This window comes from Rhizobacter sp. P5_C2 (assembly GCF_054049715.1).
The window spans coordinates 25,571-40,155 of record NZ_JBFULV010000045.1 but is presented as its reverse complement, the minus strand read 5'-3'; the positions used below and the strand labels follow the sequence as shown (position 1 = coordinate 40,155).

Here is a 14,585-nt window from a genome sequence, read left to right as displayed (position 1 = left end):
TTGTTCTGATTCAGGCCAAGGGTATCAGTCGACCGTCTGGCGGTACCTTGCGAGCGCGATGGTGCCGGCCACCGCCATGAACAGCGCGATCGGCCACAGGTGCGGCGCCACCTCCACCAGCCCGTTGCCCTTCAGCATGATGCCGCGCACGATGCGCAGGAAGTGCGTCAGCGGCAGCGCCTCGCCGATCGCCTGCGCCCAGCCCGGCATGCCGCGGAACGGGAACATGAAGCCGGTCAGCAGCATCGACGGCAGAAAGAAGAAGAACGTCAGCTGCATCGCCTGCAGCTGGTTGCGCGCGATCGTCGAGAAGGTGAAGCCGACCGCCAGGTTGGCTGCGATGAAGAGCACCAGCACCGCCGACAGCAGCAGCACGCTGCCTTCCATCGGCACATCGAACAGCAGGCGTGCGGCCGCGAGGATCACCGTCACCTGCACGTAGCCGATCAGGATGTAGGGCACGATCTTGCCGAGCATCACCTCGACCGGCCGCGCCGGCGTCGCCAGCAGGTTCTCCATCGTGCCGCGCTCGCGTTCGCGTGTCATCGCGAGCGAGGTCATCATCACCATCGTCATCGTCAGGATCACGCCGATCAGCCCCGGGATCACGTTGTAGCTGGTCAGGCCTTCGGGGTTGTAGCGGCGCTGCACGCGGATCTCGAACGGCGAGTCGGCTGGCCGCAGCGCGGCGAGCGGCCCGACCAGCTCGCGGCCGATCGCCCGCTGGCCGATGCGGTCCAGCGCGGCGACCGCGTTGCCGGTGGCCRCCGGGTCGGTGGCGTCGGCCGCGACCAGCATCGCCGGGCGCTCGCCGCGCTGCAGCCGGCGCGAGAAATCCGGCGGGATCACGAGCGCGAACTGCACGCGGCCGGTGGCCAGCAGCGCATCGGCCTCGGCGACGCCGGCCGGGCGCTCGGTGATGCGGAAGTACTGCGAGTTCTCCAGCCCGGCGACGAAGCTGCGCGTGAACTCGCTCTGGTCCAGCACGACGATCGCTGCCGGCAGGTGCTTCGGGTCGTTGTTGATCGCGAAGCCGAACAGCACCAGCTGCACGATGGGCACGACGACCATCATCCCGAAGGTCAGCCGGTCGCGCCGCACCTGGCGCAGCTCCTTGATCAGGATCGCGATGAAGCGCTGCCAGCTCATGACTTCTCCGTGGCGAAGTTGTCCTTCGCGTCCTGCATCAGCGCGATGAAGACATCCTCCAGGCTGGGCTCGATCGCGTTCGCCTTCAGGTCCGGGCGGTTCACCGCGGCCAGCGCGTCGCGGATCGCCTGCTCGTTGTCGCCGCTGACATGCAGCGTCGAACCGAATGGCGCGACGGTGCGGATGCCTTTCGCCTCGCGCAGCCGGTGCCCGACCTCCACCAGGTTCGTGCCCGCCACCGCCCAGGTCACGAGCCCGGCACTGTCGATCACCTGCTGCACCGTGCCCTGCGTCAGCAGCTTGCCGTAGGCGATGTAGGCGAGCTCGTGGCAGCGCTCGGCCTCGTCCATGTAGTGCGTCGACACCAGCACCGTCAGGCCGGCCGCGGCCAGGTCGTGGATCTGGTCCCAGAAATCGCGGCGCGCGGCCGGGTCGACACCGGCGGTGGGTTCGTCGAGCAGCAGCAACTGTGGCGAGTGGATCAGGCAGGCAGCGAGCGCGAGGCGCTGCTTCCAGCCGCCCGACAGCGAGCCGGCAAGCTGCGTGCGCCGCGTCGCGAGCCCGAGCTGCTCGAGCGTGGCCGTCACCTTGGCGCGGCGGTCGGGCACCGCGTAGACGCGGGCGACGAAGTCGAGGTTCTCCTCGATGCTCAGGTCTTCGTAGAGGCCGAAGCGCTGCGTCATGTAGCCGACCTGCCGCTTGATCAGCCGCGACTGCGTGCGGATGTCGTGGCCCAGGCAGGTGCCGCCGCCGTCGTCGGGCGTCAGCAGCCCGCACAGCATGCGGATCGTCGTCGTCTTGCCGCTGCCGTTGGGGCCGAGGAAGCCGTGGATGCGGCCCTTCTCGACGCGCAGGTCGACATGGTCGACGACGGTGCGGCCGCCGTAGCGCTTGGTCAGGCCATGCACGTCGATCAGCGCGGGGGCAGCGGCATCGCTCATGAGGTGGCGCCCAGCAGCACCTGCAGCGGTTGGCCGGGATGCAGGCGGCGGGCGTCGGCCGGCTCGGGCCGCGCCTCGACCATGAACACCAGCGCCGCGCGGTTCTCGCGGCTGTAGATCAACGGCGACGTGAACTCCGCCTCGCGGGCGACGAAGCTCAGCCGCGCGGCGATCGGCGCGCCGCAACCGTCGCAGCGCAGGCTCACCGCCTGGCCGACGCGCAAGCTGCCGACCACCGCCTGCGGCACGAAGAAGCGCGCCTTGATGTTGCCGGGCGGCAGCAGCGTCAGCACCGGGCCGCCCAGCGGCACGTACTCGCCTTCGCGGTACAGCACGTCGACCACGTCGGCGGCAGCGGGCACGCGCTGGGTCTTCTGCGCGACGCGCCATTCCGCCTGGTCGAGCTGCGCCTGCGCGGCCTTCACCTCCTGCGCGGCGGCGGCGATCTCCGGCGTGCGCGCGCCGAGGTTCGCGAGGCGCAGCTGCGCCGCCAGTTCGTTGACGTGCGCCTGGTCGCTCGCCACCTTGCTGCGCGCCTGGTCCAGCGTGGCCGGCGAGTTGAACTGCTCGGCCACCAGCTTCGCGGTGCGCGCCAGTTCGGCGGTCGACAGCGCGAGCGCCGCCTGCGCCTGGGCGAGCTGGGCGCGCGCCGCCGCCAGTTCATCGGGCCGCCTGCCTTGCTGCAGGTTGAGCAGCTGCTGCTGCGCGGCGCGCAGGCGCGACTCGGCTTCCTCGCGCGCGGCGCGCTCGCTGTCCTGCTCCAGCACGAAGGCCGGCGCCGCCGCATCGACGCGGTCGCCGCGCTGCAGGTGCAGCCTGGTCAAGGTGCCGGCGACGGGTGCCGACAGGCGCACGTAGTCGCCTTCCGCATAGCCGGCATAGCCTTCGGCGGGCGGCTCCGAGCAGGCGGCCAGCGCGGCCGCGATTCCCATCAACAGCGCGAGATGCTTCATGGGGTCTCCTCGGGGCGGGTGAGCCAGGCGCGCAGCGCGGCGTCGATGCGCGCCTCGATCGCCGCGTCGGACAGCAGGTGGTCGTCGATCAGCGCGTGGGCCTCGGGCAGGCCGCCGGCGCCCTGCATCGCGGTGCCGATCAGGATCGGTGATGCGACGCCGGCGGCGATGAAGGCCAGCACCTGCGGCGGCGGCGCGGGCCGGAACTCGCCGCGCTGCTGCGCCTGCGCGATCAGCCGGCCGATGACCGCGATGTGGCGCGGCAGGTTGGCCAGCAGGAACTCGCGCGCCAGCGCTTCGCCGGCCATCGCGTCGGCCAGGATGCGCACCATCAGGTGGCGGTGCCGGCGGCCGAAGTGCGCCAGCACGCGCACCGCGCTGCGCAGGTTGTGCACCGGCGACGCCGCGGAGTCGGTCTCGACCTCCAGCGTCAACGCCGCGAACATGTCTTCGTAGGTGCGTTGCAGCACCGCGCGGATGAAGTTGTCCTTGGACTTGAAGTGGTAGTGAAACATGCCCAGGTTGACGCCCGCATGCTCGGTGAGCCGCCGCACCGACAGCCCGGCGCAACCGGTCTGCGGCAGCAGCTCGAGGCCGGCATCAAGCAGGCGCTGGTCGACGTTCTGGGAAGGGCGGGGCATGGCGTAACTATACGGTCGTCCAATAACCTCCGGGAGGCGATGAAACAAATGAAAAAAAAGGGCCCCGCAGGGCCCTTCTCGATTCAGACCGCGGTCGCCTCAAGCCGCGAACGGCGTCGTGATCTCGTCGATCTTCGCCAGCACCTCCGGCGTCAGCTTCGGCGTGATCGCCAGCGCGCCCAGGTTGTCCTGCAGCTGCGACAGCTTCGACGCGCCCAGGATCACCGTGCTGACGCGCGGGTTGCGATTCACCCAGGCAACAGCCAGCTGCGCCAGGTTGCCGCCCAGGTCGCGGGCGATCGGCTCCAGCTTCGCGACGGCGGCGTTCTTGTCCGCATCGGTCAGCCCCTTCAGCAGGAAGCCCATGCCTTCGAGCGCGCCGCGGCTGCCCTGCGGCACGCCACTGCGGTACTTGCCGGTCAGCAGGCCGCTGGCGAGCGGGCTCCAGGTCGTCAGGCCCAGGCCGATGTCGTCGTACAAGCGCGCGTACTCCTGCTCGACGCGCTGGCGGTGGAACAGGTGGTACTGCGGCTGCTCCATCACCGGCTTGTGCAGGTGGTGGCGCTCGGCGATGTCGTACGCAGCGCGGATCTCGGCGGCGCTCCACTCGCTGGTGCCCCAGTACAAGGCCTTGCCGCGGGTGATCATGTCGCTCATCGCCCAGACCGTCTCCTCGATCGGCGTGTGCGGGTCGGGCCGGTGGCAGTACACCAGGTCGATGTGCTCCAGCTGCATGCGCTTGAGCGAACCGTCGATCGCCTGCGTCAGGTACTTGCGGTTCAGCGTGTCGCGCCGGTTGACGGTGTTGCCTTCGCGGTCGAGGCCCCAGAAGAACTTGGTCGACACGATGAAGTTCAGGCGCGGCCACTTCAGCTGGCGGAACGCCTCGCCCATCACCACCTCGCTCTGGCCGGCAGCATAGGCCTCGGCGTTGTCGAAGAAATTGACGCCGGCATCGAAGCCTGCCGCGAGCATTTCCTTGGCCGAGCCGGTGTCCACCTGGTTGTGATAGGTGACCCACGAGCCCAGCGACAGCTCGCTGACCTGCAGGCCGCTGCGGCCCAATCGACGGTATTTCATCGCTACACCTCGTTAAGAATTGCGGCATCTTAGCCACAGCCCCCCGGTTGATTCGCACACCGCGCACGAGCCCCCACGCCCGAGTGCGGGTACTCTCGTCGGTCCCCTTTGCGGACGGTGCGCTTCGCGTTACCGTCGCGTCCGTGACCAAGATTCTTCGCCCCCGCTCCCTCCTGCTGCCGCTGGCGCTGTGCGCGCTCGGCAGCCCTTCGGTGGCCGCTGCCGCCACCCGCGCCACCGGCCTCGCGTCGTTCAGCACCTGGCTGATGCTGCCCTTCCTTGTCGCGTTCGCGGTCGCCGGCCACATCCTGATCGGGCGCGGCGCGAAGGCTCTGACCGCGTCGTTCCAGCCGCTGGCCAGCGGCGAGCTCGAACTCGCCGGCTACGACCGCAACGTCTACGGCACCTCCGACCGCGCGATGCTCGAGGTCGTGGTCGTCCCGTTCGTCGCGGGCCTGGTGATCTGGCTTGGCGTCGCGCTGTCGTTCGGCTGGCTGATCTTCGTGGGCATCCTCGGCGTGCTCGGCGCGGTCGCCTTCGACATGGCGCGCTGGGAGCGCGTCGGCGTCAGCGCGAACTACGTCTGGTTCCAGCGCGGTGTCACCGGCAAGGTGCACCAGGTGGCGATCGAGAACATCCGCGACGTGAGCGTCGTCGAGGAGGACGGCACGCTCCCGACGCTGCGCCACTTCAACCGCAACCGCGTCTGCCGCCTGCTGATGCGGATGACCGACAAGCGCGCCGTCGCCTTGCCCAAGACCGATGCCGAGACCCAGCTCGAGGCGGTGGAGAACGCGGCCAACCAGATCCGCTGGCGGCTGCAGGCCTTGCTGGACAAGCAGAACGACAAGCGCGGCGACAAACGCGCCGACAGACCGGCGGGCGAGCGGAGCGAGCCGGGCGCGGCCACCCGACCCGGCTTCGTGTCCACCCGCCCGGGCCCGCCGGACACCATGCCCGGTGTGCCCGATCCCGACGGCGGCCGCATCCCGACGGCCGGCGACAAGGAAATGCTGCGCGAGCTGCGCCGCCTGCGCAAGCAGCGCGCCGCCGCCGCCGCGGCCACCGATCCGTCGAAATCCCGCGCGGACAGCGAGTTCTGACGCGCCGGCGCACCGCCCTCCGCCCGATGCGCACCCACCCTTTCCGCCGGCGCCGTGCCGAGCTGGCCCGCCGCCTGGCCGCCGCCGGTGGCGGCATCGCGATCGTGCCGACCGCGGCGATGCAGATGCGCAACGGCGACAACGAGCACCCGTTCCGCCACGGCAGCCATTTCCATTACCTGAGCGGCTTCGACGAGCCGCACAGCTGCCTGGTGCTGCATGCCGACGGCCGCAGCGAGCTGTTCTGCCACGCCGTCAACGCCGAGCGCTCGGTGTGGGAGGGGCCGATGCTCGGGCCCGAGGCCGCGCCGCAGGCGCTCGGCGTCGACCTGGCCTGGCCGATCGAGCGCCTCGACGAACTGCTGCCCGAGCTGATGGGCCAGGTGCGCAACGTCTGGACGCTGTTCACCGTGCCGAGCGCGCTCGACCAGCGCCTGCCGGGCTGGCTGGCGCGCGCCCGCACGCGCGCCGGCCTGGGTGCCGAAGGCCCGGTGCACCGCGACCTGGGCCCGCTGGTCGACGAGATGCGCCTGATCAAGGATGCCGACGAGATCGACACGATGCGGCGCGCGGCGGCGATCTCGGCCGGTGCCCATGCGCGGGCGATGCGCTACTGCGGGCAGCGCTTCCGCGCCGACCCGGCGGCCGCCGTGCGCGAGTACGAGATCGAGGCCGAGCTGCTGCACGAGTTCCGCCGCCACGGTGCGAGCGGACCGGCCTACGGCAGCATCGTCGCGGCCGGCGGCAACGCCTGCGTGCTGCACCATGCGGCCGGCCCCACCGAACTGCGCGCCGGCCAGCTGTGCCTGGTGGACGCCGGCTGCGAGCTCGACGGCTACGCGAGCGATATCAGCCGCACCTTTCCGGCCGACGGTCGCTTCACCGCGCCGCAGCGCGCGCTGTACGACGTGGTGCTGGCCGCGCAGCAGGTCGCGATGGCCGCGACGCGGCCCGGCTGTCGCCAGCGCGATGCCCACGAGGCGGCAGTGCGCGTGCTGTCGCAGGGCCTGCTCGACCACGGGCTGCTGGCGCGCGACCGCGATGGCGATGTCGACTCGGTGATGGCGAGCGGGGCCTACCGGCGCTTCTACATGCACGACACCGGCCACTGGCTGGGGCGCGACGTGCACGACGTCGGCGAGTACCTGTCGCTGCAGGAGCCGGCCGTCGACCAGCCGGATTTCCGCGGCGGGCGCGTCGTGCGTTCGCCGTCGCGCAAGCTCGAATGCGGCATGGTGGTGACGCTGGAGCCCGGCCTGTACGTGCAGCCGGCGCCCGACGTGCCCGAGGTCTTCTGGAACATCGGCATCCGCATCGAGGACGATGCGGTCGTGACCCCCGGCGGTTGCGAGCTGATCAGCCGCGGCGCGCCGGTGGAGCCCGCCGCCATCGAGGCGTGGATGAACGCGCACTGAGGTCGCTGCTGCCAAGAAGGGCATGTCATGAACGTCAACGAGGCCTTGCCCCCCGCCGAACTCGCCGGCCTGTTCGAGCTCGCGCCGGTGTCGCTGTGGCTGGAGGATTACAGCGCGTTGCATGCGCTGTTCGCGCGCTGGCGCACCGACGGCGTGAGCGACCTGCGCGCGCACCTGCGGGCCGACCCGCGCCGCGTCGGCGAGTGTTCGGCCTGCCTGCGCGTGCTGCAGGTGAACCGGCGCACGCTCGAGCTGTACGGCGCGCGCGACCTGGCGCACCTGGTCGAGAACCTGCCGCGGGTGTTCCGCGACGACATGTTCGAGCAGCTCGTCGAGGAACTGGCCGCGCTGTGGGAGGGCCGCACCCGCTTCACGAGCCAGACGGTGAACTACGCGCTGGACGGCCGGCGGCTCGACATCGTGCTGAACGCGACCGTGCTGCCGGGACACGAGGCCGGCTGGGACCGCGTGCTGCTGTCGATCGAGGACGTGACCGAGCGCACCGCGGCTGCCGAGGCGCTGCGGCTGAGCGAGCTGTACGCGCGCGGGCTGTTCGAGCATTCGCCGGTGTCGCTGTGGGTCGAGGATTTCAGCAGCGTGAAGCGGCTGCTCGACGAGGCGCGTGCGCAGGGCATCAGCGACTTCCGGGTCTTCACCGACGTGCACCCGGAGTTCGTCAGCCGCTGCCTGCAGGAGGTGCGCGTGATCGACGTGAACCAGCAGACGCTGCGCATGTTCGGCGCGCCCGACCGCGACACGCTGCTGCGCCGGCTGGGCGACGTGTTCCGCGACGACATGACGGCGCATTTCGGCGACCAGCTGCACGACCTGTGGAACGGCAAGACGACGCACCAGCGCGAGGTCGTCAACTACAACCTGGCGGGCGACAAGCTGCATGTGTACCTGCAGTTCTCGGTGCTGCCCGGCCACGAGGCCGACTGGGACCTGGTGCTGATCTCGCTGACCGACATCACCGCGCGCAAGCAGGCCGAGGCCTACCTCGAGTTCCTCGGCAAGCACGACCCGCTGACCAAGCTGCGCAACCGGGCCTTCTTCGTCGACGAGATCAACCGGCTGGAGCGCAAGGGCCCGTGGCCGGTGACGGTGGTGGTCGGCGACCTGAACGGGCTGAAGACCATCAACGACACGCAGGGCCATGCGGCCGGCGACGCGCTGCTGCGGCGCGCCGGCGAGGTGCTGACGAAGGCGATCGACAAGCCGATGTGCGCGGCGCGCATCGGCGGCGACGAGTTCGCGCTGCTGCTGCCGGGCATGGACGCGCGCGCCGCGCAGCTGCTGCTGGACCGGCTGGCCTCGCTGTCGGAGCTGAACAACCAGTTCCACGGCACCACGACGCTGAGCTTTGCGCTGGGCATCGCGACCTGCGAAGCGGGTGGGCGCATCGAGGCCGCGGTCAACGAGGCGGATCACGCGATGTATGCGTCGAAGAAGGCGTTCTATGAGAGTGCGCAGATGGATCGGCGCAGGGCGGGGTGAGTGCGGGTTGCGCCTGGTAACGACGCTTGCTCTTCCGACCCACACAATCTCTCATGTCCCAAATCCTGATCCTCGCCGGGGCCGCGATCTACGGCCTGCTCGGCGTGCTGCATCTGACGTACACCTTCTTCGGCACGAACTTCGATCCGCGCGATGCCAACGTCGCCCGCGCGATGCGGTCGAGCTCGCCGCGCCTGACGCGCGACACGACGATGTGGAAGGCCTGGATCGGCTTCAACGCGAGCCACAGCCTCGGCGCGATCCTGTTCTCGCTGGTCTACCTGATGCTCGCCGCGCGGCACATGGACGTGCTGCACCGCTCGCCCACCTTCGTGTGGCTGGCCGGCATCGCGAGCGCCGCCTACGTCGTGCTCTCGCTGCGCTACTGGTTCCGGATCCCGCTGGCCGCGACGGCGATCGCGACGAGCTGCTTCGTCGCCGGGGCCATCACGATGTCATTGGGTTATTGACGCTGCTTGAACGCCGCCGCAATCCGCCGCCCCGCCTCGTTCCCATGAAAGAACGCCTCCTCGAACACCGAGTACCCCGACAGGTCGGCGTGCGCGAACTGCACGCGGCCGCCGCCTGAGGCCAGCGCCGCCAGCGCGGTGCTGCTGCGCACGCCGGGCAGCGGGATGCTCATCGCATGGCCGTAGCGCATCAGGTCGATGCGCGCCAGCTTGTCCGGCAGGTCCGGGTGCGCCTCCACCAGCGTCTGCAGCACCGCCTGCGACCAGGCCTGCCACGGCTGGTCGAGCAGGCGCTTGCGCTGCGCGATGAGCTGCGCCTCGTTGTCGCCACCCAGCGCCCAGTACGCCGTCAGCACCGTCGGGCCGGGGTAGGGCCGCGTCGCCTGGTGCATCGCGTCGACATACCCGAGCGTGTTGCTGCCGTACAGCACGTTGTCCCACGACGGCGGCGCGCCGGGCTGGTCGTCCAGTGCGTCCGACAGCTGCAGGTTCGCGACCAGCCACGGTGCGTAGCGCATCGCGGCCACCGCCGCGTGCAAGGCCGGCCGCGGCGTGCGCAGCACGCGGGCCGCGATGAACAGCGGCGTCGCGAGCACCGCGTGCGCCGCGGTCCAGCGCTCGGTGCGCTGCGCCTTCGCGTTCCACAGGTCCAGCGTCACCTCGTGCCGGCCTTCCTCCAGCGCCAACGCGACGCAGCCGTCGTGCAGCCGCCCGGTCAGCGGTGCCGCGAGCCGCTGTGCGAGCCACGCATTGCCTTCCGGCCAGGTCAGCACGCCGTCGTCGCGCGCCGGTGCGCTCTCGCCCGGCGCATGGAAACCGTGCCGGCTCGCGAAGTAGTGCAGCCCGGCCCAGGCCGACACCTGCGCGGCACCGGCGCCGTAGTCGTCGCGGCAGCAGTAGTCCAGGTACCAGCGCAGCGGCGGCGCGGTGATGCCCTGGTCGTCGAGCCAGCGCGCAAAGGTGACGCCGTCCAGCGCCTGCATCGCCGGCGTCCACGCGGCGCGTGCCGTCGGCAGCGCGAAGCTGCCGCTCGGCCCGGCCAGCGCCACCAGCTCCGCGAAGCGGCGGTACTGCGCGAGCGTTGCATCGCGCTGCGATTCGGGCAGCGCGGCGATCGGCGGCAGCAGGCCGTCGTGCCAGTGGCCGTCGATGAAGAGTCGCTCCTGCGGGCTGTGGCACAGGTGGCGCTCGTCCCACACCGCGCGGCCGCCCTCGGTGCGGCGCAGCCCCAGCGATTCGAGCAAGCCGACCAGCTCCACCGCGTCGTCGCCCGGCACCGGCAGGTAGTGCGCGCCGAGCGGGCAGGCCATGCCACCCATGCGGTGCGCGCGGCTGTTGCCGCCGGCGCCATCCTCCAGGTCGAACACGTGCACGTCGTCGATGCCGGCCAGCGCCAGCTTGCGCGCGCACGACAGCCCGGCGATGCCGGCGCCGACGATGATTACGCCCGCACGCTTGTGCACCGTCGGCTCGGCCAGCGTGCGGCCGCCATCGCGCAAGCGGTGTCCGCGCTCGTGCTGCGCGCCGACCCATTCGCCGCCGTAGGCCGCCGGTCGCTTCGCCTCGCAGCCGGCCAGCCCGACGAAGGGCAGTGAAGCGGCACGGGCCAGCCAGCTGCGTCTTTTCACTGGTGCACCTTGCCCCATTCGTCCTCGAAGGTCTGCACCAGCACCTGGTTCGACAAGCGGTTCACGTCGGCCGGCACGCGCGCCATGTCGATCGGGAAATCGAACAGCGCCGGCAGGCCGGAGAGGCTGATGAAGCGCAGCCCCTCGGGCAGCTGCGTCGGCATCCGGTAAGGCCGGCGGCTCGCGAGGATGAAGCCCCATTCGCCGAAGCTCGGCACATGCGCGTGGTACGGCGTCACCTGCAGCCCGGCGGCCTCCAGCGTGGTCGCCACCGTCCAGAAGCTCTTGCGCGCGATCAGCGGCGAGGTGGTCTGCACCACCGCATAGCCGCTCGCGTTCAGGTGCTGCTCGACCAGCCGGTAGAAGCCGGTGGTGTAGAGCTTGCCGATCGAGAAGTTGGTCGGGTCCGGGAAGTCGATCACGATCACGTCGAACGCGCCCGGGGTCTGCTCCAGCCATGCGAACGCATCGGCGTTGACGATGCGCAGCTTCGGCGAATGCAGCGAATCGCCGTTCAGCGCGCGCAACATCGGCGACTGCGCGAACAGCGTCGTCATGTGCGGATCGAGCTCCACCAGCGTGACCTGCTCGACGCCGGGGTATTTCAGGATCTCGCGCACCGCCATGCCGTCGCCGCCGCCCAGCACCAGCACTTGGCGCGGCGCACCGTGGCCGGCCATCGCCGGGTGCACCAGCGCCTCGTGGTAACGGTACTCGTCGCGCGAGTGGAACTGCAGGTTGCCGTTCAGGAACAGCCGCACGCCGACGCTGCTCGACGTGACGACGATGCGCTGGTAGGCGCTCGACGCGCTGTAGACGATGCGGTCGGCGTAGAAGCGGTCCTCGGCCCAGCTGCTGACGCGCTCGGCCCCCGCGAAGGCCGCGAGCAGCGCCACGATGACGCCGCCGCAGGCGAGCGCATGCAGGCTCCAGCGCCGCAGCTCGCCCTTGAACAGCCACAGCGCCCACACCGCGACCGCGGCGTTCAGCAGCCCGAAGAAGGCGCCGGTGCGGATCAGGCCCAACTGCGGCACGAACAGCAGCGGGAACGCGATCGCGACGACCAGCGCGCCGAGGTAGTCGAAGGTCAGCACCTGCGACACCAGGTCCTTCAGCGCATAGCGTTCGCGGAAGTGTCGCTTCAGGATGCGCATCACCAGCGGGATCTCCAGCCCGACCAGCGTGCCCACCAGCAGCACCAGCGCATACAGCGCGAAACGGAACGACGGCGCGGCCAGCGTCTGCAGCGCGAACAGCGCGAGCGGCATCAGCCCGCCGACCAGCCCGACCAGCAGCTCGATGCGCAGGAAGTGCGCGATGATCTGCCGCTCGAAGAAGCGCGACAGGTACGAGCCGATGCCCATCGCGAACAGGTAGCTGCCGATGATGGTTGAGAACTGCAGGATCGAATCGCCCAGCAGGTAGCTCGCCAGCGTGCCGGCCGCGAGCTCGTAGACCAGCCCGCAGGCGGCGACGACGAAGACCGACGCGAGCAGCGCCACCTCGGCCGGGCGGATGCCCGGCACGGCGGCAGGGGCAGCAGGTGCGGCTCGCGCCGCGTCGTCGTTCATTCGATGTTGTGGCTGTTCACCTCGTGCTTGTAGGTGTTGCCGAAGTGGTCGTAGACCTCGATGTTGGCATAGCCGCCGCTGAACCGCGTGCCGCGTGTCACGGTGATCGGCAGGCTCTGGCGGTCGCTGTCGAGGTACGAGTCGAAGCGCGACGACTCATGGAACACCGATGCCGCATCGAAGTAGAAGGTCGAGAAGCCGACGCCGTGCATGCTCATCTTCGGGGCGGTCGGGAAGCTCCACGCCAGCACCAGGCCCGTGCCTTCCTTGAAGGCACCGTCCGGGTCGTACAGGTTGCCGACGCTGAACTTGTGCGCGTCGTCCAGTTGCAGCCGGGCGAAGAACCTGCCCTTGTCCTGCAGCAGCTCGGCCGCCGACGCCGGCTTGGCCGGCAGCTTGCGGCGCATCTCGCCCAGCGCGGCACCGGTGGCGTCACGGAAGCTGAACACGTACTCCGAGCCGGTCTGCACCTTCGACAGGTCGAACGCGCAGTCGGGCACCGGGTTGGTGGCGTTGTTCACCGCCCCGCAACGCGAGGTGTTGAACGCCGTCCAGGCGTCGCTGTCGCCCTTGAAGATCCAGGCCCAGCGCGGACGCTGCGCAGTCGACGGCACCAGCGTCAGCCCGCCGGCCGGCAGGCCGGGGCCGGTCAGCACGATGGCGGCGGCGCGGGGCGACACGCGGTCGGAGAACACCGCCGGAATGAAGTACTGCTCGATCGCGTTGTTCGGCGTCGCGTAGTACTGCGAGTTCCTGCGGAAGGCCGCGAGCCCCTCCGGCGTGTCCGTCGAGGCCATCGACGACCCGAGGTAGCCGAAGTCGTAGTCGCCGGGCTGCCCGAGGTACAGCGTGTCCTCGACCTCGCCGGTGGGGCCGACGAGGTCGCGCAGGTAATAGCTCTGTGTCACCCCGTTCGTGTCGACGTAGGTCTGCGTGCGCACCCCGCTCAGCGCGGCCAGCGCGGTCGGCGCCACCGGTGTCGCGACCAGGCGCGATTCGAACGCCAGCGAGATGGCCGCCAGTTCGCCGTCGCCCTTGAACAGCCAGCTGCCGCCGACCTTCTGCAGGCGCAGCGTCTCGTCGATCGAGCGCTCCTTGGTGGCGGCATCGAAGCGCACACGGTAGTTGATGACGAGGTTGTCGTCGTCGATCACCGAGACGATGCGCGGGTTGTCGAAGCTGGCGTTGACATACAGCGGCTGGCGCAGGAAGGCGGCGAAGCCCTCTGCGTCCAGCCCGGTGTGCAGGAAGTCGGCGGTGAACATCGCCTTCACGCTGGCGGCCGACGGTGACGCGGTCTTGAACAGCGCGCTGAACGCCTGCAGCCGCGCCTTGACGGCGGGCAGCGCGTTCAGCGCCGTCGTCAGCTGCGCGACCGAGCCGCCGTCGAAGGGCAGCGGCTGGGCCGAGGCCGGAGCGGCCGGGTCCAGCTCGATGCGGGCGTTGCCGTCGGCGTCGATCACCGACGACACGGTGTAGCCACCGGCGCTGCGTTCGACGCGGATCGCATCGAGCGCGCGGTCCAGCCCGCTGTGGTCGGCGACGAACACGACGGTGCGCAGGTCGACGCTCGCGCCGACGCCCACCGCATCGAGCACCGGACGCAGCAGCGCCTGCACCTGGGCCAGCGCGGCTTGCAGCTGGGCCGCGGTCAGGCGCGCGGGGTCGGGCGCGTCGGTCGGGGCGCTGCCGAGGGCGATGGCGGTCATCAGCTCGGTCAGCGGCGTCAGGTTGACGTGGCCCGAGTTCGTGTCGCCGGCCAGCACCGCGGCGTGCAGCTCGATGGCCTGCCCGCCCAGCGTGCCCTTGGCCGTCAGCATGAACGGCGCCTTGTAGGCGCTGACGTCGGCGAAGCGGTAGCTGCCGTCGGCACCCGCGGTGACGAGCAGGCCCTTGCCGTCGGCATCCTTCAGGGTCACGACGGCATCGGCCAGCGGCGCGCCAGCCGCGACCACGCCGCCCAGGTCATGCCCGACGACCGTCGGCGGAGGCGGGTTGCCCGCGGTGTCACCGCTACCACCGCCACCACCGCAGCCTGCCAATGCCGCGGCCACCAGGGCCGAGACGGCCGTCCATGTCTGCAATTTCATGTGTTCTCCTCGAAGAATGTTTTTGTGTATTCACTACCGCTGAGCGG

Annotated in this window: 12 protein-coding genes; 4 read left to right on the top strand and 8 right to left on the bottom strand. The window is 70.4% G+C overall.

The features are described from left to right. Nucleotides 1-24: 24 nt before the first annotated feature. From ACXJLU_RS17855 to ACXJLU_RS17835, 5 genes are all read right to left on the bottom strand, one after another. Nucleotides 25-1,149 carry an ABC transporter permease gene (locus ACXJLU_RS17855; RefSeq protein WP_457333205.1) on the bottom strand — a complete coding sequence of 375 codons (1,125 nt, stop codon included), beginning with the start codon at nt 1,147-1,149 and terminating at the stop codon, nt 25-27. After that, nucleotides 1,146-2,090 (bottom strand): ABC transporter ATP-binding protein, encoded by a 945-nt coding sequence (locus ACXJLU_RS17850; protein WP_457333203.1) that lies wholly within the window; start codon nt 2,088-2,090, stop codon nt 1,146-1,148. Before ACXJLU_RS17850 ends, ACXJLU_RS17855 begins: the two co-directional genes overlap by 4 nt. Continuing rightward, nucleotides 2,087-3,043 carry an HlyD family secretion protein gene (locus tag ACXJLU_RS17845; RefSeq protein WP_457333201.1) on the bottom strand — a complete coding sequence of 319 codons (957 nt, stop codon included), beginning with the start codon at nt 3,041-3,043 and terminating at the stop codon, nt 2,087-2,089. The genes ACXJLU_RS17850 and ACXJLU_RS17845 overlap by 4 nt, the downstream gene beginning before the upstream one ends. After that, a complete protein-coding gene (locus tag ACXJLU_RS17840) occupies nt 3,040-3,684 on the bottom strand; it encodes a TetR/AcrR family transcriptional regulator (RefSeq protein ID WP_457333199.1) in 645 nt (214 codons plus the stop codon). The genes ACXJLU_RS17845 and ACXJLU_RS17840 overlap by 4 nt, the downstream gene beginning before the upstream one ends. A gap of 99 nt (nt 3,685-3,783) precedes the next feature. After that, on the bottom strand, nt 3,784-4,764 hold the full coding sequence (locus ACXJLU_RS17835) for a potassium channel beta subunit family protein (RefSeq protein WP_457333197.1): 981 nt from the start codon (nt 4,762-4,764) through the stop codon (nt 3,784-3,786). A 143-nt stretch (nt 4,765-4,907) separates the two neighbouring features. Here ACXJLU_RS17835 and ACXJLU_RS17830 point away from each other — a divergent pair, with 143 nt between their 5' ends. From ACXJLU_RS17830 to ACXJLU_RS17815, 4 genes are read left to right on the top strand one after another with little or no spacing between them, the layout of a single operon-like run. Continuing rightward, the gene (locus ACXJLU_RS17830; RefSeq protein WP_457333195.1) at nt 4,908-5,867 is read left to right on the top strand and encodes a hypothetical protein; all 960 of its coding nucleotides are present in this window, start codon (nt 4,908-4,910) and stop codon (nt 5,865-5,867) included. Nucleotides 5,868-5,893: 26 nt separating this feature from the next. Continuing rightward, nucleotides 5,894-7,282, top strand: coding sequence for an aminopeptidase P N-terminal domain-containing protein (locus tag ACXJLU_RS17825; RefSeq protein WP_457333193.1), 1,389 nt, complete (start codon nt 5,894-5,896; stop codon nt 7,280-7,282). A gap of 27 nt (nt 7,283-7,309) precedes the next feature. Beyond that, entirely contained in the window at nt 7,310-8,779 is a 1,470-nt protein-coding gene (locus tag ACXJLU_RS17820; protein ID WP_457333191.1) for a GGDEF domain-containing protein, read from the top strand. A 53-nt stretch (nt 8,780-8,832) separates the two neighbouring features. After that, nucleotides 8,833-9,249 (top strand): LIC_13387 family protein, encoded by a 417-nt coding sequence (locus ACXJLU_RS17815; RefSeq protein WP_457333189.1) that lies wholly within the window; start codon nt 8,833-8,835, stop codon nt 9,247-9,249. Here ACXJLU_RS17815 and ACXJLU_RS17810 read toward each other — a convergent pair. The 3 genes from ACXJLU_RS17810 to ACXJLU_RS17800 are packed head-to-tail and all read right to left on the bottom strand — an operon-like array spanning nt 9,243 to nt 14,538. Further along, nucleotides 9,243-10,877, bottom strand: coding sequence for an FAD-dependent oxidoreductase (locus ACXJLU_RS17810; RefSeq protein WP_457333187.1), 1,635 nt, complete (start codon nt 10,875-10,877; stop codon nt 9,243-9,245). The two genes, ACXJLU_RS17815 and ACXJLU_RS17810, sit on opposite strands and share 7 nt — an antisense overlap. Further along, nucleotides 10,874-12,448: a polyamine aminopropyltransferase gene (locus ACXJLU_RS17805; protein ID WP_457333185.1), complete on the bottom strand. Its 1,575-nt coding sequence runs from the start codon at nt 12,446-12,448 to the stop codon at nt 10,874-10,876. The genes ACXJLU_RS17810 and ACXJLU_RS17805 overlap by 4 nt, the downstream gene beginning before the upstream one ends. Beyond that, nucleotides 12,445-14,538, bottom strand: coding sequence for a hypothetical protein (locus ACXJLU_RS17800; RefSeq protein ID WP_457333183.1), 2,094 nt, complete (start codon nt 14,536-14,538; stop codon nt 12,445-12,447). Before ACXJLU_RS17800 ends, ACXJLU_RS17805 begins: the two co-directional genes overlap by 4 nt. Between the last annotated feature and the right edge of the window lie 47 nt (nt 14,539-14,585).

Coding starts and splice junctions, on each gene's coding strand:
- ACXJLU_RS17850 (WP_457333203.1), bottom strand. CDS start 2,090: ATGAGCGATGCCGCTGCCCCCGCGCTGATCGACGTGCATGGCCTGACC.
- ACXJLU_RS17845 (WP_457333201.1), bottom strand. CDS start 3,043: ATGAAGCATCTCGCGCTGTTGATGGGAATCGCGGCCGCGCTGGCCGCC.
- ACXJLU_RS17840 (WP_457333199.1), bottom strand. CDS start 3,684: ATGCCCCGCCCTTCCCAGAACGTCGACCAGCGCCTGCTTGATGCCGGC.
- ACXJLU_RS17835 (WP_457333197.1), bottom strand. CDS start 4,764: ATGAAATACCGTCGATTGGGCCGCAGCGGCCTGCAGGTCAGCGAGCTG.
- ACXJLU_RS17825 (WP_457333193.1), top strand. CDS start 5,894: ATGCGCACCCACCCTTTCCGCCGGCGCCGTGCCGAGCTGGCCCGCCGC.
- ACXJLU_RS17820 (WP_457333191.1), top strand. CDS start 7,310: ATGAACGTCAACGAGGCCTTGCCCCCCGCCGAACTCGCCGGCCTGTTC.
- ACXJLU_RS17815 (WP_457333189.1), top strand. CDS start 8,833: ATGTCCCAAATCCTGATCCTCGCCGGGGCCGCGATCTACGGCCTGCTC.
- ACXJLU_RS17805 (WP_457333185.1), bottom strand. CDS start 12,448: ATGAACGACGACGCGGCGCGAGCCGCACCTGCTGCCCCTGCCGCCGTG.
- ACXJLU_RS17800 (WP_457333183.1), bottom strand. CDS start 14,538: ATGAAATTGCAGACATGGACGGCCGTCTCGGCCCTGGTGGCCGCGGCA.